The organism is Nocardioides sp. P5_E3 (assembly GCF_054049275.1).
The window spans coordinates 154,422-177,498 of sequence record NZ_JBFUMR010000010.1 but is presented as its reverse complement, the minus strand read 5'-3'; the positions used below and the strand labels follow the sequence as shown (position 1 = coordinate 177,498).

The 23,077-nt window shown below is 72.2% G+C and carries 23 protein-coding genes, 1 tRNA gene and 1 riboswitch; of the genes, 7 read left to right on the top strand and 17 right to left on the bottom strand.

Annotated elements, in window-relative coordinates:
• Nucleotides 1–274: 274 nt before the first annotated feature.
• The 10 genes from ACXJKB_RS08720 to eno all read right to left on the bottom strand — a co-directional run bounded on the left by ACXJKB_RS08720 (nucleotide 275) and on the right by eno (nucleotide 7,989).
• On the bottom strand, nucleotides 275–1,141 hold the full coding sequence (locus tag ACXJKB_RS08720) for a Bax inhibitor-1/YccA family protein (protein WP_457187392.1): 867 nt from the start codon (nucleotides 1,139–1,141) through the stop codon (nucleotides 275–277).
• 145 nt (nucleotides 1,142–1,286) lie between these two features.
• Nucleotides 1,287–2,555, bottom strand: a complete 1,269-nt coding sequence (locus ACXJKB_RS08715; RefSeq protein WP_457187390.1) for a calcium-binding protein — start codon at nucleotides 2,553–2,555, stop codon at nucleotides 1,287–1,289.
• Nucleotides 2,556–2,577: 22 nt separating this feature from the next.
• Nucleotides 2,578–2,651 (bottom strand) — tRNA-Leu (locus tag ACXJKB_RS08710).
• An 18-nt stretch (nucleotides 2,652–2,669) separates the two neighbouring features.
• A complete protein-coding gene (gene def, locus ACXJKB_RS08705) occupies nucleotides 2,670–3,227 on the bottom strand; it encodes a peptide deformylase (RefSeq protein WP_457187388.1) in 558 nt (185 codons plus the stop codon).
• A gap of 10 nt (nucleotides 3,228–3,237) precedes the next feature.
• Entirely contained in the window at nucleotides 3,238–3,756 is a 519-nt protein-coding gene (locus tag ACXJKB_RS08700; RefSeq protein ID WP_457187386.1) for a glycine cleavage system protein R, read from the bottom strand.
• Nucleotides 3,757–3,760: 4 nt separating this feature from the next.
• Complete coding sequence (locus ACXJKB_RS08695) at nucleotides 3,761–4,585, bottom strand: uracil-DNA glycosylase (RefSeq protein ID WP_457187385.1); 825 nt, start codon at nucleotides 4,583–4,585, stop codon at nucleotides 3,761–3,763.
• Nucleotides 4,582–5,514, bottom strand: coding sequence for a Ppx/GppA phosphatase family protein (locus tag ACXJKB_RS08690; RefSeq protein ID WP_457187383.1), 933 nt, complete (start codon nucleotides 5,512–5,514; stop codon nucleotides 4,582–4,584). Before ACXJKB_RS08690 ends, ACXJKB_RS08695 begins: the two co-directional genes overlap by 4 nt.
• A 4-nt stretch (nucleotides 5,515–5,518) precedes the next feature.
• Nucleotides 5,519–6,028, bottom strand: a complete 510-nt coding sequence (locus ACXJKB_RS08685) for a DUF501 domain-containing protein (protein WP_457187400.1) — start codon at nucleotides 6,026–6,028, stop codon at nucleotides 5,519–5,521.
• A gap of 41 nt (nucleotides 6,029–6,069) precedes the next feature.
• Nucleotides 6,070–6,693, bottom strand: a complete 624-nt coding sequence (locus ACXJKB_RS08680; RefSeq protein ID WP_457187381.1) for an FtsB family cell division protein — start codon at nucleotides 6,691–6,693, stop codon at nucleotides 6,070–6,072.
• An 18-nt stretch (nucleotides 6,694–6,711) separates the two neighbouring features.
• Entirely contained in the window at nucleotides 6,712–7,989 is a 1,278-nt protein-coding gene (eno, locus tag ACXJKB_RS08675; RefSeq protein WP_457187379.1) for a phosphopyruvate hydratase, read from the bottom strand.
• A 112-nt stretch (nucleotides 7,990–8,101) separates the two neighbouring features.
• Between eno and ACXJKB_RS08670 the strand changes: the two genes are divergently transcribed.
• A complete protein-coding gene (locus tag ACXJKB_RS08670) occupies nucleotides 8,102–8,860 on the top strand; it encodes a helix-turn-helix domain-containing protein (protein WP_457187377.1) in 759 nt (252 codons plus the stop codon).
• Nucleotides 8,861–8,882: 22 nt separating this feature from the next.
• On the opposite strand, the gene ACXJKB_RS08665 is transcribed toward ACXJKB_RS08670, so the two are convergent.
• From ACXJKB_RS08665 to mfd, 3 genes are read right to left on the bottom strand one after another with little or no spacing between them, the layout of a single operon-like run.
• The gene (locus ACXJKB_RS08665; RefSeq protein ID WP_457187375.1) at nucleotides 8,883–9,305 is read right to left on the bottom strand and encodes a MazG nucleotide pyrophosphohydrolase domain-containing protein; all 423 of its coding nucleotides are present in this window, start codon (nucleotides 9,303–9,305) and stop codon (nucleotides 8,883–8,885) included.
• A gap of 4 nt (nucleotides 9,306–9,309) precedes the next feature.
• Complete coding sequence (locus tag ACXJKB_RS08660) at nucleotides 9,310–9,978, bottom strand: hypothetical protein (RefSeq protein ID WP_457187373.1); 669 nt, start codon at nucleotides 9,976–9,978, stop codon at nucleotides 9,310–9,312.
• Nucleotides 9,979–10,003: 25 nt separating this feature from the next.
• Nucleotides 10,004–13,612 (bottom strand): transcription-repair coupling factor, encoded by a 3,609-nt coding sequence (gene mfd / locus ACXJKB_RS08655; protein ID WP_457187371.1) that lies wholly within the window; start codon nucleotides 13,610–13,612, stop codon nucleotides 10,004–10,006.
• 157 nt (nucleotides 13,613–13,769) lie between these two features.
• Between mfd and ACXJKB_RS08650 the strand changes: the two genes are divergently transcribed.
• Nucleotides 13,770–14,453 (top strand): hypothetical protein, encoded by a 684-nt coding sequence (locus ACXJKB_RS08650; RefSeq protein ID WP_457187369.1) that lies wholly within the window; start codon nucleotides 13,770–13,772, stop codon nucleotides 14,451–14,453.
• A gap of 300 nt (nucleotides 14,454–14,753) precedes the next feature.
• On the opposite strand, the gene ACXJKB_RS08645 is transcribed toward ACXJKB_RS08650, so the two are convergent.
• Nucleotides 14,754–15,173 carry a hypothetical protein gene (locus tag ACXJKB_RS08645; RefSeq protein ID WP_457187367.1) on the bottom strand — a complete coding sequence of 140 codons (420 nt, stop codon included), beginning with the start codon at nucleotides 15,171–15,173 and terminating at the stop codon, nucleotides 14,754–14,756.
• A gap of 113 nt (nucleotides 15,174–15,286) precedes the next feature.
• Here ACXJKB_RS08645 and ACXJKB_RS08640 point away from each other — a divergent pair, with 113 nt between their 5' ends.
• Complete coding sequence (locus ACXJKB_RS08640) at nucleotides 15,287–16,075, top strand: M20/M25/M40 family metallo-hydrolase (RefSeq protein WP_457187365.1); 789 nt, start codon at nucleotides 15,287–15,289, stop codon at nucleotides 16,073–16,075.
• Between the two features lie 4 nt (nucleotides 16,076–16,079).
• Here the strand turns inward: ACXJKB_RS08640 and ACXJKB_RS08635 are convergent, their stop codons facing one another.
• Nucleotides 16,080–16,496 carry a VOC family protein gene (locus ACXJKB_RS08635; RefSeq protein ID WP_457187363.1) on the bottom strand — a complete coding sequence of 139 codons (417 nt, stop codon included), beginning with the start codon at nucleotides 16,494–16,496 and terminating at the stop codon, nucleotides 16,080–16,082.
• A 48-nt stretch (nucleotides 16,497–16,544) separates the two neighbouring features.
• Nucleotides 16,545–16,609: riboswitch (guanidine-III (ykkC-III) riboswitch) on the top strand.
• A gap of 12 nt (nucleotides 16,610–16,621) precedes the next feature.
• On the opposite strand from ACXJKB_RS08635, the gene ACXJKB_RS08630 reads away from it, so the two are divergent.
• Complete coding sequence (locus ACXJKB_RS08630) at nucleotides 16,622–16,936, top strand: DMT family transporter (RefSeq protein ID WP_457187361.1); 315 nt, start codon at nucleotides 16,622–16,624, stop codon at nucleotides 16,934–16,936.
• A gap of 14 nt (nucleotides 16,937–16,950) precedes the next feature.
• Here ACXJKB_RS08630 and ACXJKB_RS08625 read toward each other — a convergent pair whose 3' ends face one another.
• On the bottom strand, nucleotides 16,951–17,721 hold the full coding sequence (locus tag ACXJKB_RS08625; RefSeq protein WP_457187359.1) for a 3'(2'),5'-bisphosphate nucleotidase CysQ: 771 nt from the start codon (nucleotides 17,719–17,721) through the stop codon (nucleotides 16,951–16,953).
• Nucleotides 17,722–17,730: 9 nt separating this feature from the next.
• The gene (locus tag ACXJKB_RS08620; RefSeq protein WP_457187357.1) at nucleotides 17,731–18,507 is read right to left on the bottom strand and encodes a helix-turn-helix domain-containing protein; all 777 of its coding nucleotides are present in this window, start codon (nucleotides 18,505–18,507) and stop codon (nucleotides 17,731–17,733) included.
• A 472-nt stretch (nucleotides 18,508–18,979) separates the two neighbouring features.
• Here ACXJKB_RS08620 and ACXJKB_RS08615 point away from each other — a divergent pair, with 472 nt between their 5' ends.
• The 3 genes from ACXJKB_RS08615 to ACXJKB_RS08605 all read left to right on the top strand — a co-directional run bounded on the left by ACXJKB_RS08615 (nucleotide 18,980) and on the right by ACXJKB_RS08605 (nucleotide 23,037).
• On the top strand, nucleotides 18,980–20,431 hold the full coding sequence (locus tag ACXJKB_RS08615) for a sensor histidine kinase (RefSeq protein WP_457187355.1): 1,452 nt from the start codon (nucleotides 18,980–18,982) through the stop codon (nucleotides 20,429–20,431).
• The gene (locus ACXJKB_RS08610; protein WP_457187353.1) at nucleotides 20,409–21,092 is read left to right on the top strand and encodes a LuxR C-terminal-related transcriptional regulator; all 684 of its coding nucleotides are present in this window, start codon (nucleotides 20,409–20,411) and stop codon (nucleotides 21,090–21,092) included. Before ACXJKB_RS08615 ends, ACXJKB_RS08610 begins: the two co-directional genes overlap by 23 nt.
• A gap of 388 nt (nucleotides 21,093–21,480) precedes the next feature.
• Nucleotides 21,481–23,037, top strand: coding sequence for an exopolysaccharide biosynthesis polyprenyl glycosylphosphotransferase (locus tag ACXJKB_RS08605; protein WP_457187351.1), 1,557 nt, complete (start codon nucleotides 21,481–21,483; stop codon nucleotides 23,035–23,037).
• Nucleotides 23,038–23,077 lie beyond the last annotated feature (40 nt).

Here is a 23,077-nt window from a genome sequence, read left to right as displayed (position 1 = left end):
CGACGGCACCGAGGTCGGCGGCACCCAGCGTGGCCTCCGCGGCCGCTGGGTCGAGCTCCGGCACCGCCGTCGCCGGCCCTCGACCGACGCCGAGTCGCCGGGCGAGCACGAGGACGCGGTCGAGGACCCCTCGGCCGACTCGGCTGCCGCTGGCGGTGCCTGAGCGACATTCCCAGCCTGCGGAACGTGGGTGGGCCACCGCTCCCGACATACCGACGGCCCGCCCGAGCTGAGCTCGAGCGGGCCGGCGAAGTGGATCAGTGGACCAGCTGGATCAGTCGCCCCGCATGATCGCGAGGATCCGGAGCAGGTTGGTGTAGATCCAGACCAGGCTCACGGTGAGGCCGAAGGCCGCACGCCACGACTCGCGCTCGGGAAGGCCGGCGGCGACGCCGTTCTCCACGAAGTCGAAGTCGAGGATCAGCATGAAGATTCCGAACACCAGGCCGGCGAGCGCGAACACCAGGCCCAGCATGCCGTTGCCGTAGAGGCCGGTGTTGATGCCGAAGAAGCTCAGCACCAGCGACAGCAGGCCGAGGCCCACCATGCCGAACATGCCGGCGATGACGAACGTGCGGAACTTGTTGCCGACCTTGATCTCGAAGAACTTGTAGGCGGCGAGCGTCCCGATGAAGGCGGCGAAGGTGCCGAGCACGGCCTGGATGACGATGCCCTCGAACTGCGCCTCGAACACCTTGCTGATCGCACCGAGGGCCACGCCCTCCGCGGCCGCGAAGGCCAGGACCAGCGCAGGGCTGATGACGCGCTTGAAGGAGTTCGCCAGCGACAGCAGGAACGCTCCACCGGCACCGAGCATCGACAGGGTGAGCGCCCTGCTGTAGGCGTCCTGGTCGACACCGCTGACGTCCACGACGTCACCGATCCACCACCACGTGGCGGCGGCGGTCAGGAACACGAGGAAGATCGAGATGGCTGTCTTCTGGACGACCGAGTCGACCGTCATCCGGCCCTGGTCGACCTGGCCGGGCGTGCCGGTGCCCCAGGTCGAGGGGTCGGTGCCGGCGTCGCCGTAACCGGGGTAGGACGAGCCGCCGGCGGCGTAGGTCTGGTTGCCGTAGGAGTTGGAGGAGGCTCGGTTGAACTCCTCGGAACGGGCGAAGACGGGGTTGTTGCTTTTCATGGTCTCTCCTTGGAGGCCGCCTCCGGAGGTTCCGGAGGGTCGACGTCGTCGCGGTGACGACGCCTGTCGTGTCACCTCACTCTAGCCGGGGTGACATGGGTTCAAACGTGGGCGGAGGGCGCGCTGTTCCCGTCACAGCAACTTCTCAGGATGCGCCCCGCAGCTCGCATCCGACCAGCTCCTCGCCGCGGCAGCGGTCCTCGCCGCGCCCGCCGACGACCCGGTCCCGCCCCTTGCCGCCCAGCAGCACGTCGTCGGCGTACGACCCGATGAGGACGTCGTCGCCCCCGCGGCCGCGTGCGGTGTACGCCGCCCCGCCCCCGACGCGGTCGTCCCCCGGGGTGCCGAGGTAGGTCCACCGTCCGGCGTTGTGCGGCATGGTGACCTGCTCCGCCGACGACACGACGGCCCGGGTGCGGCGGCCGTTCGCGTGGCGCACGCGGAACAGCTCCGCGCGGTGGTCGAGGACTCCGCGCGTGCGGCCGAAGCTGCGGAGCACGGCGAGCGAGACGTGGTCGCGGCCATCTCCACCGGTGACGGTGTGCCGGCCTCCCGACAGGTAGACCTCGACCTCGTCGCGCCCCGGACCGGCGTCGATGGTCGTCGCGCCGCCCGACTTGCGCACGTGGTCCGCACCCTCGCCGCCCAGCAGCGTGTCCGTGCCGCCCGTGGAGTCGACGAAGTCCGCGCCCGGGCCGCCGTCGAAGTGGTCGTCGGCGTCCTCACCGGGAGTCGGGGAGTACTCGTCCCACGCATTCATGACGAGGTCGTCCCCACCCCGGCCCTCGATCCAGTCCCCTCCACCCTGGCCGACCAGGTGGTCGTTGCCCTCGGTGCCGAGGATCCGGTCGGCGTGCACCGAGCCGAGCACCTCCACCGCAGGACCTTCGGAGCTCGCCGGCGCCGGTACGACGACGACGTCCGTGCCCTCGCCGACCGCGGTGCCGGCGACGAGGTCGAGCGTGACGCCGGCGGCCGCGTCGGTCAGGTCGAGGGTGTCGGCCGAGTTGTAGTCCCCGGCGACGACGGTGTTGGCGCCGAGGTCGACGAGGTCGTCGCCTGGCCCGGGCACGAGCGTGTCCCCGACCGGCGAGGGCGCGTCCTCGAACTGCGGCACGAGCCCGTTGTCGCCGCCGAAGAGACGGTCCGAGCCCGGGCCGCCGATCACGACGTCGGCGCCCGCGTCGCCGCACAGGACGTCGTTCCCCCCACCGCCGTCGATGGTGTCCTGGCCGGCGAGACCGGCGATCACGTCGTCCCCGGGCGTCCCGGTGAGCTCGTCGTCCCGGTCGGTCCCCACGATGGTGGCCGCGCGCCCGTCACAGGTGGCGCCGGCCGCGTGGCCGCTCGCCGCTCCAGGCGCGAGTGCGGCCGCCACCAGGCACGCGACCCCGGCCAGTCGTCGTACGCGCATCGTCGTCCCCCTTGCTCGATAGTGCCCCGGCTGGGGTTCGAACCCAGACTGTGCGGTTTTTAAGACCGCTTCCTCTACCGGTTGGGATACCGGGGCAGCGACCTGGGAGCCAGGTCAGAGGTACGTCTTGCGAGCGTAGACGGCGTGCGCGCCCGCCGCGCGGTCGAGGAAGAGCAGCCCGTCGCAGTGGTCGATCTCGTGCTGCAGCGCCCGCGCCTCGAAGGCCTCCGCCTCGATCTCGACCTCCTCGCCGGTGCCGGGCAGCTGGCCGCGTACGACGACGCGGCTGGGGCGCTTCACGTCACCGGTGAAGTCGGGGACCGACATGCAGCCCTCGCGCGCCTTCTCGTTGCGGCTGCCGGAGACGACCTCGGCGTTGCACAGCACGAAGGTGCCGTGGTGGTCGCGGGTCTTGGGGTGCTCGGACACGTCGACGCAGAACACCTTGGCGCCCACCCCGACCTGCGGCGCGGCGAGCCCGACGCAGCCCGGCGAGACGCGCATGGTGGCGACGAGGTCGGCGGCGAGGCGTACGACGTCGGGCGAGGTCGGGTCGACCGTCTGGCCGGGCGTCGACAGGACGGCGGCAGGGGCGCGGACGACCTCGCGCAGCTCCCCGGCCATGCCGAGGTCGGTCTCGGTCCACTCCAGGACCCGGGGGTTGAGGCTCATCCGGGCGCGCTCAGAGCTCGTCGGTCTCGGCGGCGCGCAGCGTGACCCCGACGCCGAGGTCGGCCGCGACGCGGGACAGCTCGCCCTCGACGGCGGCCACGTCGGCCCCGGCCGGCAGGTCGACCTCGGCGACGAGCAGGTAGAGGTCGCCGGCCAGGCGGGTGGTGAGGTCGGTGATGTTGCCGCCGACCCCCGCGATCACCCCGACGACCGCGGACACGATGCCGGGGCGGTCGCCGCCGTGGACCGACAGCACCCACGCTGTCGCGTCGCCGGCCTCCGAGCGCCCGGCAGGCACCTCGCGGACGGTCACGGTGAGGCTGCCGTCGGCGGTGAGCGGCGCCAGGGCCTGCTCGATCTCGGCATCGGCGGCCGAGCCCTCGCACACCAGCATCATCGCGAAGTGACCGCGCAGCAGGGTCATCGTCGAGTCCTCGAGGTTGAGGCCCAGCCCGGCGAGCTTGTCGGTGGTCTCGGCGATGATGCCGGGGCGGTCGTGGCCGAGGACGGTGATGGCGTGGAGGGTCACCGGATCATTCTGTCAGCGCCCTCGCGCGCACGAAGACGTCGTCCGTCATCTCCCGCGTCAGCCGTCGGGTGTACGTGTTGTGCGGCGACGGGTGGTAGCAGCCGACCAGCGTGACGTCCCCCAGGGCGACCTCCGCACCGTGGCCGAACTTCGGCCGCGTCGACGGCGCGGGCGCCCCCGCGGCKACCAGCGAGCGCACGGCGCCGTCCCAGCCGAACGAGCCGAGCGCGACGACGACCCGCACCGTCGGCAGCAGGGCCAGCTCCGCGGCGATCCACGGGGCACACGTGTCGCGCTCGACCGCGGTGGGCTTGTTCTCGGGCGGGGCACAGCGCACGGTCGCGACCATCCGCGCGTCGACGAGGCGCTGGCCGTCGCCGGCGTGCTGGCTGGTCTCCTGCACCGCCCAGCCGGTGCGGTGCAGGCTGGCGAAGAGCCAGTCGGCGCTCGGGTCGCCGGTGAAGATCCGCCCGGTGCGGTTGCCGCCGTTGGCGGCGGGGGCCAGCCCGACGATCAGCAGCGAGGGCTCGGGGTCGCCCCAGCCGGAGATCGGGCGCCCCCAGTAGGGCTGGTCGGCGAACGACGCCCGCTTCTCGACCGCGACGCCCTCGCGCCACGCCACCAGCCGGGGGCACGCCGCGCACACGCTCACCCGGGCGTCGAGCTCGGCCAGCGGCACGTCGGGCGCGAGTCGTCGTACGTCGTCGGCGTCGCGCGCGACCGGGGTCTCCGCGGCCGCCGGGTCGTCGGGCCAGCCGGTGCCGGGAGCGACTGGGCTGGTGAAGGCGCCTCCCACGACCGGGTGCGGGAGGAGGACCGGTTCGCTCATCGGGCGATCGCGGCGGCCATGCCGTGCAGGATGTCGGCCTCGGAGACCACGTGCTCGATCACCGGTACCCGGTCGAGGATGCGGCTCCAGATGAGGGCGCCCGCGCCGATGACGTCGGCACGTCCGGGGTGCATGTAGGGCAGCGCGCGCCGCTCCTCGACCGTCAGCGCGAGCAGGTCGTCGACGAAGGACGCGGTGGCGGCGTTGGGCAGCACGGCCTGGTCGAAGACCTCGCGGTCGTAGGAAGCCAGGCCCAGGACCCCGCACGCGATCGTCTTGATCGTGCCGGAGGTGCCGATGACGGTGCGGGCGCGGTCGACCGGGATCCCGGAGTCGTCGAGGTGGCGGTCGATGTCGGCCACGCACGCCGCGACCTCCTCCGCGGTCGGCGGGTCGGTGTGGAGGTGACGCTCGTGGAGGCGGACGGACCCGATGTCCATCGACACCGCCTGCCGGTCGCCGCCCTGCCCGAGCACCAGCTCGGTGGACCCGCCGCCGATGTCGACGACGAGCACCGGCTCGGGCGGCATCGGGACCTGTGCGGCGATCGCGCCGGCGTAGACCAGCGCGGCCTCCTCGTCGCCGGACAGCACCTCCGGCTCGATGCCCAGGCGACGGCGTACGCCCTCGGCGAAGACGGCTGCGTTGCTCGCGTCACGGGTCGCCGACGTCGCGCAGAAGCGGACCCGCTCGGGCAGGACGCCGTGGTCGCGGAGCATCCCGGCCAGCTCGTCGATCGCCGCGAAGGTGCGCTCCAGCGCCTCGTCGGCCAGCACGCCCGTGCGGTCGACGCCCTGCCCGAGGCGTACGACGCGGGAGTCCCGCAGCGCCACGTCGAGCTGCCCGTCGTAGCGCACGGTGCCGATGAGCAGCTTGATCGAGTTGGTCCCGCAGTCGATGGCCGCGACGGTCGCCTCGGGGTTGCTCATCGGGTCATGGTGCAGGCGGCTGCTCGACGCACGGCCCCGACGCCCACCAGTCGCCGAGCCGGTCGAGGACCTCGTCGCCGAGCGGGTTGACCCCGCGCCCCATGGCGAGCGACTGGCCGGCGAGGACGTGGAGGCACTTGACCCGGTCGGGCATGCCGCCGGCGCTGATGCCGTCGATCTCGGGGACGTCGAGCCCGGCCCGCTCCCCCACCTCGGCGCGGAACTCGAGGTAGCGCTCGTGCGCCGCGCGGTAGGCCGCGGCGAGCTCCTCGTCGGTGCCGAGACGCTCCTGCATCTCCTTCATCACGTGGGTGCCCTCGAGGGTGCCGATGCGCGAGGCCGCACGGGGGCAGGTGAGGTAGAAGGTCGTCGGGAACGGTGTGCCGTTGGGCAGCCGCGGCTCGGTGGTCACGACGTCGGGGTTGCCGCAGGGGCACCGGTGGCCGATCGAGTCGATGCCGCGGGGGCGCCGCTTGAGCTGGGCGCGGATCACGGCCTCGTCGGCTGCGTCGATGCGTGCATTGTCGCGGGGGGTCTCGCGGGGGGTCTCGTCACTCACTGCTTGGTCCCGTCGACGAGGTCGACCGGCTCCTCCTCGGGCGGGGGCGGGTTTCCGGCCAGCTCCATCGACTCCCACGCCGACGTCCACCAGGCCGTGGGCACGGTCTTGATCACGTCGTCGGGGTCGTTGAGCGAGGCCTGCGCCTCGAGCGGCTCGCCATCGGGCCCGATCACCTCGAAGCCGGCCTCGCCGGGCATCAGGTAGCCGAACCGCGCGCGGGCCTGTGCCTTGACGTAGGCCGGGTCGTCCCAGCGCTTCTTCTCCCGCTCGAGGTCGTTGATGCTGGCCTCGCGCTCGGCGATCTGCACCTTGAGGTCGCCGATGTGGGACCGCTGCTGCAGGTAGGCCCGCAGCGACGACGCGTAGGACACGGTCAGCACCGCGAGCACCAGCACCAGCACCGCGGCCCGGCCCGTGAAGCGGGGTCGACGCGCGGCGCTGCGCCGGGCGGCCGGACGCGAGGTCGCGGCGACCGGCTCAGCGGTGCGTGCGGACGTCGTACGCGTCCCGGCTGTCCGCGGCCGTGAGCCGCGGGCGCCGGGGTGCGTGCTGGAGCCCTGCCGCGGGCCGCGCGATCCGCCGGGCCCGGCCCGAGGAGTGCGGCGCTGGGAAGGCATGCAGGCAAGTGTGCCTGCTCAGCCGCCGAATCGCGGGAAGGCACCCCGGCCGGCATAGCGAGCCGCGTCACCCAGCTCGTCCTCGATGCGGAGGAGCTGGTTGTACTTCGCGACGCGGTCCGAACGAGCGGGTGCGCCCGTCTTGATCTGGCCGCAGTTGGTGGCCACGGCGAGGTCGGCGATCGTGGTGTCCTCGGTCTCCCCGGAACGGTGGCTCATCATGTTGCGGAAGCCGGCGCGGTGGGCCAGCTCGACGGCGTCGAGGGTCTCGGTGAGCGAGCCGATCTGGTTGACCTTGACCAGCATGGCGTTGCCCTGGCCGCCGTCGATGCCGCGCTGCAGGCGCTCGACGTTGGTGACGAACAGGTCGTCGCCCACCAGCTGGGCCTGCGTGCCGAGGGCGTCGGTGATCGCCTTCCAGCCGTCCCAGTCCTCCTCGTCGAGCGGGTCCTCGATGGAGACGATCGGGTAGTTGGCGACGAGGTCGGCGTAGTAGTCGACCATCGCGTCGGTCTTCACCTTCTTGCCCTCGAAGGTGTAGGAGCCCTTCTCGAAGAACTCGCTGGCGGCGACGTCCATCGCCAGCGCGATGTCCGTGCCGAGGGTGAAGCCGGCGGCCTTGACGGCCTCGGCGATCAGGTCGAGCGCGGCGCGGTTGCTCTCGAGGTCCGGGGCGAAGCCGCCCTCGTCGCCGAGGCCGGTCGAGAGGCCCTTCTTCTTCAGCACCGACTTGAGGGCGTGGTAGACCTCCGCTCCGTGCTGGAGGGCCTCGCGGAAGGTGGCGGCGCCGATCGGCGCGATCATGAACTCCTGGACGTCGACGTTGGAGTCGGCGTGCGCGCCACCGTTGACGATGTTCATCATCGGCACGGGCAGCAGGTGGGCGTTGGGCCCGCCGACGTAGCGGAAGAGCGGTAGGCCGGCCGACTCGGCGGCAGCCTTGGCGGTGGCGAGCGAGACGCCGAGGATCGCGTTGGCGCCCAGCTTGGCCTTGTTGGCCGTGCCGTCGAGGTCGAGCATCGTCTGGTCGACGAGGCGCTGGTCGTCGGCGTCGAGGCCGACGACCGCACCGGCGATCGAGTCGATGACGCCGTCGACGGCCTTCTGCACGCCCTTGCCGAGGTAGCGCTTGCCGCCGTCGCGCAGCTCCACCGCCTCGAAGGCGCCGGTCGAGGCGCCGCTGGGCACGGCCGCCCGGCCGAACGCTCCGTCGTCCAGCAGCACCTCCACCTCGACGGTGGGGTTGCCGCGCGAATCGAGGATTTCGCGGGCACCGACGGCAGAGATGATCGACATGGCAGGACTCCTGGTGGGGAACGTCTGAGGGATCTCGTGGGCAACCGCCAGCCTAGCCACGCACGACGCGTACGTCGCCGGGGTGTCCGTGGGCGCGGCTAGCCTGCGCCGGGTGCCGCTCCCCGACGAGCTCCCCGACGAGCTCCCCGCCGACCTGCTCCGCGCCTTCGTCGCCCGGGCGACCGCCGACGAGACCGACCCGGCGGGCGAGCGGGTACGCCACGCGATGGCGGGCGAGTCGCCGGCGCGGTTCCGGGACCGTCTCCTCCTCGAGCGGGCGGCCCACCTCGTGGCCACGACCGACCGGCCCCTCCAGGTCATCGCGGCCGAGTGCGGGTTCCGCGGCTACGACGTCTTCAGCCGCGCGTTCCGCCGCGAGCTCGGCTCGCTGCCGTCGCAGTGGCGGGCCGATCCCACGTCGTGGGCGATCGACGCCCCGGGCGACGTCCACTTCCAGCCGCCCCACAGCCTGCGCCTCCCCGCCCGGGGATCCGATCCGGGCGACCTGGTGGTCGCGATGGCGGAGGAGCACGTGCGCCTGGTCGGCGACCTGGTCGACCGTGGCGCGGACGTCGGCGTCCTGGTCGACCGCATGGGAGCCTTCGTCGCGCTGGCCACCGACGTCCTCGTCCAGCCCGGGCGGTCGCTGCGGTGCAGGTTCGAGGACCTGCGTGCGACCTACGTCGACGCGGTGGCCATGGTCACCGCGACCGGTCGCCTCGACGAGACCTACGTCGACGCTTTCGTCCCGGAGCCGACCCAGCTGTCCCTCGGTGCGATGGTGGCACGCGACGTGATGGACACCGACCGGCTCCGGGCCGCGGCCGAGGACGTCATGGCCCACGGTGGCCGGAGCGACCACTCCCCATGACGTTCGGGCTCCGGCCGGCCGATCAACCCTGTCGAGCCTTATCGGCCTTCTCGGCCTTCTCCGCTTTCTCAGCGGCCTTCGCGGCGTTCCACAGCCGCATCACCTCGGCGGTGTCGGTCGCCACGGCGTCACCGAAGACGTGGGGGTTGCGCCGCTCCATCTTGGCGATGACCCCGCGGGCCACGTCGTCGAGGGTGAAGTCGCCCGCCTCCTCCGCGATGACCGCGTGGATGACGACCTGCAGCAGCAGGTCGCCCAGCTCGTCGCACAACGCGGCCGGGTCGCCCGACTCGATCGCCTCGACGACCTCCTCGGCCTCCTCGCGCACGTAGGGGATCAGCGAGGTGTGGGTCTGCTCCCGCTTCCAGGCGCACTCGCGCTGGAGGACCCGCATCTGGTCGGCGAAGTCCTCCATCGCCGAGCTCCTGGGAGCAGGGGCGGTCATGGCCTCAGCCGCAGCGGTGGTTGACCGGCAGCGTCTCGGCGAACGCCGGGTCGGGCTCGGTCGACATGCCCGCCTTGGCGGTGTCGCCGACCGCGACCGAGGTGCTGGTGTCGACCGGGGACAGCACGCCGTCGACGCTGCGCAGGCCGTAGCGCGGGTCGATCTCGAGGTCGTGCGTGTTGGGCCACTGGTTGAAGACGTCGATGCCGGCCTGGGTGGTCTGCTCGGCCGTCGGGTCCGTGACGCCCTGGTCCTCCAGGACGATCCGGCCGACCTGGTCGAGGATGTCCTGGGCGTAGGCCGACGTCGAGGCCAGCTCGACGTAGTCGTCCTGGACCTCCTCGGGCTTGGTGCTCGCGGTGTCCTGCCGCTGGGCGACGTCGGTGAAGTAGGTCGTGCCCGGCTCGACGCCGTAGTCGTCGGCGATCTGCGAGGCCTGCGAGCGCAGCGTCAGCAGCTGGACGACGTACTGGCGCACGAAGCCCATCGGCACCGCGGACTCGAGCTCGCCCACCGCCGTGCAGTAGTTGGACGTCACCTCGTCGACGTGGCGCGCCGAGATCTCCTCGTCGCCGACCTTGACCGCGACACCGGGGTTGGCGCTGCCGCATCCGGTCAGCAGCAGTCCTGCGATGGCCGTCGTCGCAGCCGTCATCAGGCGGGTCTTGCTCACGGGGTCACTCCTTGGTCGACGCTGGTCAGGCCGGGCTGGGCGCGGGCGCGGGCGGATCGACCACATCGTCGATCACGGCGCGGGCCCATTCAAGCAGGGCCACGCCCGCGACCGGGCGCACGGGGAAGCCGGTCCCTTGCGGCCGCGGCACGAGGATGGTGCTGACCGGCGCCTTGACGACGCTCTTCGGGTGCAGCCGCTGGAGTCGTACGACGCGCGACTCGGGCAGGTCGACCGGTGCGAACCGGACGTACTTGCCGGCCACCGTGACCTCCCGGACCCCGGCCTGGCGGCACCGGGCCCGGAAGCGCGCCACGACGAGCAGCGACTCCACGACCTCGGGCGGGTTGCCGTAGCGGTCGAGCAGCTCGACGCGGACCTCGTCGACGTCGGCGTCGGTGCGCACCTCGGCCAGCCGTTTGTAGATCTCGAGGCGCAGCCGCTCGCTCGGGATGTAGTCGTGCGGGAGGTGGGCGTCGACCGGGAGCTCGATGCGGACCTCGGCGAGCTCCTCCTCGGCGCCGCCCTTGAAGTCGGCGACCGCCTCGCCGACCAGGCGGACGTAGAGGTCGAAGCCGACGTCGGCGATGTGGCCCGACTGCTCGCCACCGAGCAGGTTGCCTGCGCCGCGGATCTCGAGGTCCTTCATCGCGATGGCCATGCCCCCGCCGAGGTCGGAGTGCTGGGCCAGCGTCGCGAGCCGCTCGTGGGCGGTCTCGGTCAGCGGCTTCTCCGCAGGGTAGAGGAAGTAGGCGTAGGCGCGCTCCCTCGAGCGGCCGACGCGACCGCGCAGCTGGTGCAGCTGCGAGAGGCCGAGGGTGTCCGAGCGCTCGATGATCATGGTGTTGGCGTTGGAGACGTCGAGGCCCGACTCCACCAGCGTCGTGCAGACGAGGACGTCGAAGCGCTTCTCCCAGAAGTCGAGCATCACCTGCTCGAGCTGGCGCTCGTTCATCTGGCCGTGGGCAGTCGCGACGCGAGCCTCCGGCACGAGCTCCTTGATCCGACCTGCGGCCTTCTCGATCGACTGCACCCGGTTGTGGATGTAGAAGACCTGGCCCTCGCGCAGCAGCTCGCGGCGCAAGGCCGCGACCACCTGACGGTCCTCGTAGGCGCCGACATAGGTGAGGACCGGGTGCCGCTCCTCGGGCGGGGTGGTGATCGTGGACATCTCACGGATGCCGGTGACCGCCATCTCCAGCGTGCGCGGGATCGGCGTGGCGCTCATCGACAGCACGTCGACCGACGTGCGCATCCGCTTCATCTGCTCCTTGTGCTCGACACCGAAGCGCTGCTCCTCGTCGACGATGATCAGGCCGAGGTCCTTGACCTTGATGTCGGGGTTGAGCAGGCGGTGGGTGCCGACGACGATGTCGATCGACCCGTCGCCCAGGCCGGCGACGACCTCCTTGGCCTCCTTGTCGGTCTGGAAGCGCGAGAGGCCCTTGATGACCACCGGGAAGCCGCTCATCCGCTCGGAGAACGTCGAGAGGTGCTGTGTGACGAGCAGCGTCGTGGGCACCAGCACGGCGACCTGCTTGCCGTCCTGCACCGCCTTGAACGCCGCCCGCACCGCGATCTCCGTCTTGCCGTAGCCGACGTCGCCGCAGACCAGCCGGTCCATCGGCACGACCCGGCGCATGTCGGCCTTGACCTCGTCGACCGTGGTCAGCTGGTCGACCGTCTCGGTGAACGGGAACGCGTCCTCGAGCTCGCGCTGCCACGGCGTGTCGGGACCGTAGGCGTAGCCCTTGGTCGCCTGCCGGGCGGCGTAGAGCTTGATCAGCTCGGCCGCGATCTCGCGGACCGCACGGCGCGCCTTGTTCTTGCGCTTGGTCCAGTCGCCGCCACCGAGGCGGTCGAGGCTGGGGTTCTCGCCGCCGACGTAGCGGGTGACCTGGTCGAGCGTGTCGGCCGGGACGTAGAGCATGTCGTTGGGCCCACCACGCTTGCTGGGGCCGTACTCCAGGACGAGGTACTCGCGCACCGCGCCACCGATCTCGCGCTGCTTCATCTCGACGAAGCGGCCGACCCCGTGCTGCTCGTGCACGACGTAGTCGCCGGCCTTGAGCTCGAGCGGGTCGATCTGCTTCTTGCGCCGCGCGGGCATCTTGCGCATGTCGCGGGTGGACGTCTTCTGCCCCGACAGGTCGTCGCCGGTGACGACGGCGACCTGCGCCTCGTCGTCGACGATGCCGTGCACCAGGTGGCCGCAGGTCACGGTCACGACGTTGGGCCCCGCGGTGTCGCCCTCCTCGACGAGGCGGGCGGCGATGTCGTTCTCCCCCAGCAGCTCGACGAACCGCTCGGCCGGTCCGTGCCCGGCGTGCACGACCACGACGTCGCGCCCCTCGGTGATCCAGCCACGGATGTCGTCGACGGCCTGCTGCAGGTCGCCACGGTAGGCCTCGGCGGGGTGCGTGGGCAGGGTCCGGCTCGGCACCGCGCTGCTCTCGGTCGTGTCGAGACCCGTGTCGGGCCCGTCGCCGGTGTCGATGCCGAAGGGGCTGACCGTCCACCACGCGTGGCCGAGGCCGAGGGCGTGCAGCCGCACGTCGGCGATCTCGCGGTAGGACGCAGCGCCGAGGTCGATCGGGGCGGTGCCGCCACCGGCGGCAGCGGCCCACGAGGCGCCCAGGAACTCCTCGCTCGTCGCGACCAGGTCGTGCGCACGGGTGCGGGCGCGCTCGGGGTCGAGGACCAGCACGGTGGTGTCGGCGGGCATCAGGTCGACGAGCAGCTCCATCGAGTCGACCAGCGCGACCGCGAGCGACTCCATGCCCTCGACGGCGATGCCGGCGGCCATCTTGTCGGTGAGCTCGAGCAGCTGCGGGTGCGCCTGGCCCAGCTCGGCGGCGCGGCGTCGTACGTCGTCGGTGAGCAGCAGCTCGCGGCACGGCGGCGCCCACAGCCGGGCCACCGTCTCGACGGTGCGCTGGTCGGCGACCGAGAACGAGCGGATGTCCTCGACGTCGTCGCCCCAGAACTCCACCCGCAGGGGGTGCTCCTCGGTGGGCGGGAAGACGTCGACGATCCCGCCGCGGACGGCGAACTCGCCGCGGCGCTCGACCATGTCGACCCGGCTGTAGGCCGCGTCGGCCAGGCCGCGCACGACCTCGTCGAGGGGCCGGGTGTCACCCGGCTCCAGCTCGACCGGCTCGATGTCGGCGAGGCCGGCGACCTGGGGCTGCAGCAGGCTGCGGATGGGCGCGACGACGACCTTGAGCGGACCGTTGGCGGCGTCGGTGCCGGGGTGGCGCAGGCGCCGCAGGACGGCCAGCCGGCGGCCGACGGTGTCGCTGCGGGGGCTGAGGCGCTCGTGGGGCAGCGTCTCCCAGCTCGGGTAGTAGGCGACGGCATCGGGGTCGACGAGGTCGGCGAGCTCCTCGACGAGGTCCTCCGCCTCGCGCGAGGTCGCGGTGACGGCCAGGACCGTGCGCCCGCGCTCGACCAGTCCGTGCACCACGAAGGGCCGCACGGCGCCGGGCCCGGTGAGGTCGAGGGAGGACTGCACCGCGGCGTCGGCGAGCGCACCACCCAGGGTCGGGGTGGCGACGACACGCTTGGCGACGGCGGCGAGGGGCGTGGACGGCACCGGGGATCCCTTCGAGAGCACGCGGAAGAGCCCCCACATGGGCAGAGGGTGGGGGAGGATGAAAGTCTACGGGGGCTGCCGGACACGGGCGCGCGGGGGACGAGGGGTTTGTCCTGTGCGGCTCAGGGGTAGCACCACCTCAACGCCCGGCGTTGCCGGGCGGCCAGATCTTTCTCCTGAGAGGAACAACGGGGACATGCGCACCACTCGTCTCATCGCGGGCACCGTCAGTGCCGGACTGCTCGGCCTCACGCCGATCGCCATCGCCGCGCCCAGCCAGGCGGCCGACACCTGGACCACCACCATCGTCGCGACGCCGAGCGCCGCCCAGGTCGAGTACGGCGACGACTTCTACGTCTCGGTCGACCTGGCCAGCTCCGACGGATACTCCCCCGGCAGCGCCGACGGCACCGTCACGCTGATGGCGCAGGAGGCCGGCTCGGCCGCGTGGGTCCCGGTCGCCAACGCGGAGAACACCTACGCGTCGTTCTACGACGTCAAGCCGCAGATGAACACCGCCTACAAGGTCGTCTACAGCGGCTTCACCGACCCCGACCAGGGCACCTACGGCGACAACTACACGCCCAGCGAGTCCGCGCCCTTCACGATCGGCGTCGCGCGCAAGATCACCCGCCCCAGCTCCGGCTTCGTGATCAAGGGCAAGGTCACGCCCGACTACGCCAAGAAGAAGATCGTCATCCAGGTCTCCAAGAAGGAGAAGAAGGGCTACAAGAAGTTCAAGACGATCAAGACCGACAAGAAGGGCAAGTACAAGGTCCGGCTGCCCCGCCGCGGCGGCACCTGGTACTGGTCGTTCACGGTCAAGGCCGACGCCAAGTACCTGGCCAACGGCTTCGGCTGGCGCACCTGGGTCTCCTGACCCACGCACCTCCACGCACCTCACGCACGGCCCGGCAGAGCACCCGCTCCGCCGGGCCGTTGCACGTCCAGGGTCCGACTTTCGACCCTTTCCCGTCCGCGAGGCGGACACATAGGTTCGGATGATGGATCACATCTCGGGACCCGTCCACTCCACCCTGCCCACCCACCAGACCGGCACCCTCAGCCGCCGCAGGCTCCTCGCCGGTGCCGCAGGCGGTGTCGCGGTCGTCGCTGCCGGCCAGCCCGCCTGGGCCGCCGACGCGACCCGCCCCGGCGCCGTACGCGGACCGGCGCTCCGTCAGCGCGACAACCAGGTCGTGCGCCGCATCAGACCGGCGCGCGCGCTGCGCGACCTGCGTGTGCTCTCCGAGCAGATCGGACCGCGGATCGGCGGCACGGCCTCGGAGAGGGCGGCCGCCGAGTACGCGCTCACCTCCTTCCGCAGCGCCGGCTGCCGCGACGTACGCCTCGAGCCCTTCCCGGTCGCCGACAAGTTCCTCGCCGACATCGGTGACCCCGACAACCAGCTCGAGGACGGCATCTGCTGGCAGGCCGGGGCCTCCCCGGACGCCGGGCTCGACGCGAGCCCGGTCACGGGACGGGTCGTCGACGTGAAGGCAGCGAGCGCCCCGACGTGGCCGGCCGACCCGGCTGCCGTCACCGGCGCCGTGCTGCTCGCCGACGACGTGCAGAACACCGACCCGGTCGCGCGGGTCAACCAGCGCGCGGCCTTCGTGCTCGACGCCCAGCAGCGCGGCGCGGCAGCCGTCGTGCTCCTGCCGGCCGACCTGGAGTACCCCCGTCGCGCATCCGCCTCGTCCCCCCCGCCTGGTGCCGACGACCGGCTCGACACCCCCGCCGTGGACGCCCGTCGCCACGATCCCGGTGCTCGGCGTGGCACAGGTGCAGAAGCGCCTGCTGCGCGAGGACCTGTCGGTGCGCCCGCTGCGCCTCACCATCGGCACGACCTCGCACCGCGGGCTGACCAGCAACAACGTGTTCGCCGACATCCCGGGCCGGCAGGGCGCCAACGGCTCGGTCGTCTACGTCTCGGGCCACTACGACTCGGTGATCGGCGCACCGGGCGCCAACGACGACGGCTCCGGCACCGTGCTCACCCTCGAGCTCGCGCGGGTGCTGAGCAAGCTGCCCAAGCCGGACGCCACCATCCGGCTGGCCCTGTGGGGATCGGAGGAGCAGGGCCTGATCGGCTCGCGCCACCACGTCTCGCAGCTGGCCCAGACCCAGCGCGACCGGATCCGCGGCGTCTTCCAGAACGACATGGTCGGCACCAGCTGGAGCGCGGCGACCCGCTACTGGCTGCTGTCCTTCTCGGGCACCGGCAACGCCACGACCGACCGGATCCAGGCAGCGGCCACGCGGCTCGGCTACGAGCCGCAGATCTCACCGGTCACCGCACGCGGCGCGAGCGACCACCAGTCCTTCCAGGAGGTGGGCGTCGCCTCGGCGAACTTCTCCTGGCGCGGCGAGGCGACGCCGGCGCTCCTCGAGCCGCCGTACCACTCACCCGAGGACACCATCGAGCGCAACATCAGCATGGACCGGCTCACGGTGAGCATGGAGATGATCGGCTGCGCGGCCTACGACCTGGCCAACTAGGACCTCAGTCGCCCGCGGGCGGGGGCGGACCGGCGTCCACCTCCGCCTGCGAGCGCAGGATGCAGAACTGGTTGCCCTCCGGGTCGGCGAAGACGACCCACCCGGTGCCGGGGCCGTACTGGCCACGCTGGTCGCCGAGCTCGGTCGCACCGAGACCCCGCACCCGCTCGATCTCCTCGTCACGAGTGCCCGCGCGGGGCCGGAGGTCGAAGTGGATCCGCTTCGCCGGCAGCTCCTCGTCGGGCACCTCGATGAAGAGGATCGCGTGCCCGGTGTCGGGGTCGAGGATCATGCACTCGTCGTGGCCCGGCTCGTTGGGGTCGTCCTCGACGTCGACGTAGCCGAGCAGCCCCTTCCACCACTCCGAGAGCTCGTAGGCGTTGCGGCAGTCGACGGTCGTGTGCGAGACGAATGAGGTCATGGCCCCACGCTCGCCTGACGTACGCCGACCCGCAACCCGATATGGTCGGCGGCGCCCGGTCATCGGGCGACCGGACGAGGGAGCCGTACCCGGACAGCGACAAGACGGCCATCGAGGAGATGGCCATGGCCTGGTTCGTGCTCGTCCTGTCCGGAGTGCTGGAGGCCGTCTGGGCCACCGCCCTCGGCCGTTCCGACGGCCTCACCCGCCCGGTGCCGACCGCCACCTTCGTGGTGGCGCTCGCCCTCAGCATGGGCGGACTCGGCTATGCCATGCGCACGCTGCCGGTCGGCACGTCGTACGCCGTGTGGGTCGGCATCGGCGCCGTGCTGACGGTCGTCGTCGCGATGGTCACCGGCACCGAGGCGTTCTCAGTGGTCAAGGCCCTGCTGCTGGCCGGGCTGGTCGGCTGCATCATCGGGCTCAAGCTCGTCCACTGAGCAGGGGCGGACGCTCAGGCGGTGCCGTGGCGTCGGACGAAGTCGACGATCTGGTCGGCGAGCTCGGGACGGCAGACGATCAGGTCCGGCAGCGAGGTGTCGTCCTCGTTGTAGACCAGCGGCGAGCCGTCGACGCGGCTGCAGTAGAGACCGGCGGCGCGGGCGACGACCACCGGGGCGGCGTTGTCCCACTGGTACTGCCCGCCGGCGTGGACGTAGGCGTCGGCGATGTCGCGCACCACGCTCATCACCTTCACGCCCGCGCTGCCCATCGGCACCAGCTCGGCGCCGAGGTCGGCGGCGAGGGCCTCGACGAAGGCTGGCGGCCGGCTCCGAGAGACGGCGATGCGGGGGCGCTCCGAGGTGCGCGGCGGCACCACGCTGGGGCGGCCGGTGCTGAACGTCTCCCCCAGCGCGGGCTGGGCGACCGCGCCCGCGACGAGCTCGCCGTCCTCCCAGAGGGCGACGTGCACGGCCCAGTCGTCGCGCGGCGGCTCGGAGAACTCACGGGTGCCGTCGAGGGGGTCGATGATCCACACGCGTCGGGCGGTCAGCCGGGACTTGTCGTCGGACGCCTCCTCGGACAGCACGCTGTCGTCGGGACGGTGCTGGGTGAGGATCCGGTCGAGCTCGGCCTGCGCGGCGGCGTCGCCCGCGTCCTTGAGCGCCTTGCCCTCCAGGCCGTCGGCCGCGGCCCCTGCGCGTACGTCGAGCAGCACCGAGCCGGCCCGTTCGGCCGCCCAGACGGCGAAGGCATGGTCGTCGAGCGTCGTGGGATCGATCATGACGCCAGCCTATCGACGGCCGGCGCCCACCTTCTCGCCGCTCCGGTCCCGGCCGGCTTGATCACCCGGGTCGTCGCCCGGGTCCTCACCGGCCCCTCGAGGCCTGGGCACGAGGTCGCCGCCTCCCGTGGCGTCGTAGGCCTGGTGGAACATCGCCACCGCCTTGAGCTGCGTGGATGCGCCGAGCTTGGCGCGCAGCGCCTTGACGTGGCTGCGGACGGTGCCCTCCGCGACACCCATCTCGACCCCGACCTCCGCGACCCGCCGACCTGAGGCGAGGAGCTCGAGCACCCGCCGCTGCTGCGGCGACAACGACTCCAGCTGGTCGCGCACGTGGCGGCGCTGGTCGCGGTCCCTGGCCCACGAGGTACGCAGGGCCGCCCGCTCCTCCGGGTCCATCGACGAGGTGCCGGCGGTGAGGCGCTGGACGACGTCGGCGAGCTGCGACACCGAGGTCGTCACGGTCACCACGTCGACGGCGTCGTTGGACAGCAGGCCGCCCCACCGGGTCGAGGTGTCCGGGGAGCTCACGACCACCACTCGCGCGTCGCCCGGCTGGGCGAGCGCCTCGACATGACCGACGACGGCTGAGTTGTCAACCCCGTCGACGATGGCGACGACCACCGCTGGTCGTGCCGCCACGGGCACGGGCGAGCCGTCGTCGTCGACCACCGACTCCCACCTCCGGGTCTCGGCCGGCACCCCGACCGAGCGCAGCGCGGCCGTGACCGCCTGCGCGACCAAGAGGTGCGGCGACAGCACCCAGACCGGACCTGGCACGCTCATGGGGCCTCCTCCCGCTTGCCGGCGGCTCCAGCCTGTCCGTCGTACGCCTCCACACGTCCAGCCCTTGGCGAACGTGCACATATTTGGGGACGCGGCGCGTCCTCGACTTCCGCACCCGCCGCGAGGCCCCCGCCTGCGACTACCCCCTTGAGGGGAAATCGCCGCGTGCTCGGGCCATGCTGGGGACGACCTGAGGGGCTCCTTGATGAAGCCTCCACGAGTCCTGCGAACTGCGGACCAGACCGCCTTTGCCCTATTTGAGGTACGACCACAGAATCATTGGACCCCCCGCACCGTGAGTTGCACTCTCAGCCGAGAGCCTGACTCACACGTCAGATGCACGTCGCGCTCGGCAGCTTTGGGAAGCAGCCGACGCGTCTCGACAACAACTTGGGCTGTACCGCAGGGGGGGTAGCACGAAATGCTGGGGTCTTGCAGGGGGGACACGCGCCACAGGTGCCGGACGGGAATCATGGGGCTCGCCTCGTTCCTCGTCCTGGTGTGGATCGGGTCGGGGACAGATCACGCATGGTGGTCGCCGCCGTCGGCGTCGACGGTGCCGTCGCTGGGCGAGGGGGTCGTCAGCGGCGTCTTCGTCGCCGCCGCCGGCTGCACCGCGCTCGTCACGTGGCGTCGGCACGCCGGCGCAGTGGCAGGCTGGATCGTGGCGACGGGCGCGCTCGTAGCAGCGCAGGCCCTGGTCGTCACGCTCATCGCCCTGCACAGCACGCCACCGCGAGGGGCGAGCGTGCAGCTGCTCATGCTGGCGGTCGGCATGGTCGGGATGCTCGGGGTGGTCGTCCCGCTCCTGGCTCCCGAGCGCGTACGACGCGTCGCCGACGAGACCTTCGTCATCGGACTCGGGCTGGGACTCGTGGCGGCGGGACACCTGCTGCTCCAGTTCCCGCGGGTCCAGCCGCCGTCGACGCAGATGCAGCTGCTCATCGGGGTCCTGCTCTGCACCCAGCTGCTGTCCGCGGTCCTCGTGCTGCAGCAGCGCGCGGGGTCGCGACCGATGAGCGCACTGCTCCTCGTCACGGTGGGCGTGGTCGTCCTCGGCCAGCTGGTGCCCCCGTCCGGGCTCGCCGGCGGCAACGTCGACGCCGCCCTGTGGCTCGCCCGCACGGCGGCCGGTGCCGCCTGGCTCGGGATCGCCTGGGCCACGCTGCGCCGGACCCTCGAGGACGAGCGGCGGCGCATCGACTCCTTCGAGCACGTGCTCGTCGACACCACCCGCGAGCAGCGCGAGCGGCTGCACGAGCTGCGGAGCACGATCGCCGGGCTCGTCATGGGATCGACCCTGCTCGACCGCCAGGACCTGACCAGCGAGACACGCGAGCGGCTGTGGGCCTCGCTCCGGCGCGAGCTCGACCGGATGGAGCGGATGCTCGCCGGCACCGGCCCGCAGACCGCCGACCTGCGCCTCGACGACGCGCTGACCCAGATCCTCGACCTGCAGCGGCTCAAGGGCCGCCACGTCGAGCTGCACACCACCGGCGACGTCGTGCGGGCTCCGTTCGACGCCCTCGCCGAGGTGCTCAACATCCTGGTGGACAACGCCGCCAAGCACGGCGGGACCGACGAGAGCGTCGTGGAGGTCATGCGGCGCGACGAGGAGACGGTCGACATCACGGTGACCGACTTCGGTCGCGGAATCCCCCGGGACCAGCGGCCGCAGATCTTCGACTGGGGCAAGCGCGGCACCGCCTCCAAGGGCGAGGGCATCGGGCTCAACGTGGCCCAGCGCCTGATGACCGAGGCGGGTGGCTCGCTGCGCCTGGCCGACCGGGACGGCGCGGGATCGTCGTTCGTCATCTCGCTGCCCTCGGCCCGGCGCTCGCCGGAGAACGACCTGGGCACGACCCGACTGACCGCACCCGAGCTGACGATGGAGGACGGCCGTGCCTGGCGCGTCTCGGGGTGACCACAGGGTCCTGATCATCGACGACCACCTGCTCTTCGCGGAGTCGCTCGAGCTCGCCCTCTCCCTGGAGGGCTACGACGTACGACGGCTGGAGCCGCCCGACGAGGGCGGGTCGATGGCCACGCTGCGGTCGCTCGCCCTGCGGGCCAACCCCCGCACGGTCCTGCTCGACCTCGACCTCGGCCGGTTCGGCGACGGGATGAACCTCGTCGCCCCGCTCGCCCGGGCCAACGCCAACGTCGTGGTGCTGACGGCATCGGACGACGTCGGCCGTTGGGGAGCGTGCATGCGGCTCGGGGCACGCAAGGTGCTGTCGAAGACCGGCGCCCTCCAGCAGGCGCTCGCCACCGTGCGGCGGCTGCACCAGGGGCTGCCGGTGGTCACCCGCGAGGAGCTCGAGTCGCTGCTCGAGGCCTGGGCCCGCGACCGCCAGGCCCACGACGACGTACGCCGCCGCCTCGACCTGCTCACGCCGCGCGAGCGGCAGGTGCTGGGCGCGCTCATCGAGGGTCGCACCGTGCGGGCGATCGCCCAGGACAGCGTCGTGTCGGAGGCGACGGTCCGCACCCAGGTGAAGTCGATCCTCGGCAAGCTCGAGGTCTCCTCGCAGCTCGCCGCCGTCGGCATGGCCAACCAGATCGGCTGGAAGGTCGGCGCCTGAGCCCACCGGCTCGACGACGGGGTGCCGACCCCTGCGCGGCCTGAGGCGCGCGTGCACGCGGAAGCGGCGGCCGAGGAGGGGGACCTCGACCGCCGCCACTGGTTCGCATCGGTTCCGGGTGACGAAGCGTGGGGTTCCGCGTCACGCCAGCGGCCACCAGGAAGGCGGCCAGTGCGGGGCTGGCCCGAGAAGTGCGAACCAGTGCTTGGTGCACCTCTTCGAGAGTAGGTCCGGCCGGCCGGACCTGCCCATCCCTCTGAATGGGTATCTCCCCGGCGTGCACGGCTTTCGCTCATTTGCGGCATGCCCGCCCGGACGAGCGTTCCTAGGCTCGCAGCAAGGTCAGTAACGGGGCGCCTTGGGCGGTGTCCCGAAGGGGGTTGGGGAAATGACGCAGGTCGTGACCGACGCGGTGACGAACGGGGTGCCGGACGTGGTGATCCGAGCGATTCCCGACGCTGCAGCACCGGACGGGGCCGAGCTGGGCGCCCAGATCCCCCGCCCGCGCTTGGCCGACTCACCGGTTGTCGAACCGGTAGTCGAATACGCCGATCCCGCTCCCAGGCTCGCCACGGAGCCCGTCATCGCCACCGTCGTCCCGGAGCTGCCGCAGCGGAGGGCCTCCCGGTCGGTGCCGATGTGGCCGGCGCTCGACCTCGTGCTCGCACTGGGACTCGCCGTCGTGTCGGTGTCCCAGGGCCGCCTCGAGCTGCCCGCCGCGATCGCGACGGCCCTGGCGTGGCCGCCGCTGCTCGCCGTGTCCGGTCGCTACCGGCGCCAGGCGCTCGGGCAGTCCCGTAGCGCCCGGCTGGGCGTGGTCCTGGCCGCCGGCGCCCGCACGGCCGTGCTCACCCTGGCGGTCTCGCCGCTGGTGTGGCACGCCGACCCACTGGCCCTCGCCGCCCTGGTGGCCGGCTTCACCGTCGCCAGCGGCCTGCCGTTCGTCGCCGGCGTACGCCGTCCCCTCCCGCGCGTCGTGCTGGCGGGCCGGCCTCGTGACGTCCGCGAGGCCGTCGCACACCTCCGGGCGAGCAGCACCCACGAGGTGGTCGCGGCCTGCCTCACCCGTGCGTCGAAGACCCCGGTCGAGGGCGACGTGCCGGTCTACGTGGGTCTGCAGGCCTCCGCGACGGCGGCCCACGACCACGGTGCCGACGCCCTGGTGGTGCTGCCGGGCGCGAAGCTGTCGCCCGCCGAGGTGCGCCGGCTCCACTGGTCCCTGTCCGGCCTGGGCACCGAGCTCTTCCTCGGCACCGGCCTGCTGGACGTCGAGCCCCAGCGGACCCGGGTGATGTCGACCGCCGGACTCGGCGTGCTGCACGTCGGCAAGCCCACTCTCAGGGGACCTCGCCGGCTGCTGAAGGACCTGGTCGAGCGGACCCTTGCGCTCATCGCGCTCGTCCTGTCCTTCCCGGTGCTGGCCGCCTTGGCCGTGGCCATCCGGATGGAGACCCCGGGCCCCGCCTTCTTCCGCCAGGAGCGCATCGGACGCGACGGCGTCCCCTTCACGATGCTGAAGCTGCGCTCCATGGGCATCGACGCCGAGGCAGCACGACTCGGGATGGGTGAGGACAACGAGAAGGACGGCGTCCTGTTCAAGATCGCGCGGGACCCGCGCATCACGCCGCTGGGCAGCAAGCTGCGCCGCTACTCGCTCGACGAGCTGCCGCAGCTGTGGAACGTCGTCCGCGGCGACATGTCCCTCGTGGGACCCCGTCCGGCCCTGCCGTGCGAGGTCGCCCGCTACGACGTCGACCCGCGGCGCCGGCTCGTGGTCAAGCCAGGCGTCACCGGCCTGTGGCAGGTGTCGGGCCGCTCGGACCTGACCTGGGCGGAGTCGGTGCGGCTGGACCTGAAGTACGTCGAGAACTGGTCGCTGCGCCACGACCTCGCGATCCTCGTCCGCACAGTGCAAGCGGTGCTCGGTCACCGCGGCGCATACTGACCGCGCGAGCACCATCTCGTCGACGACCGTGGGGGTCGAG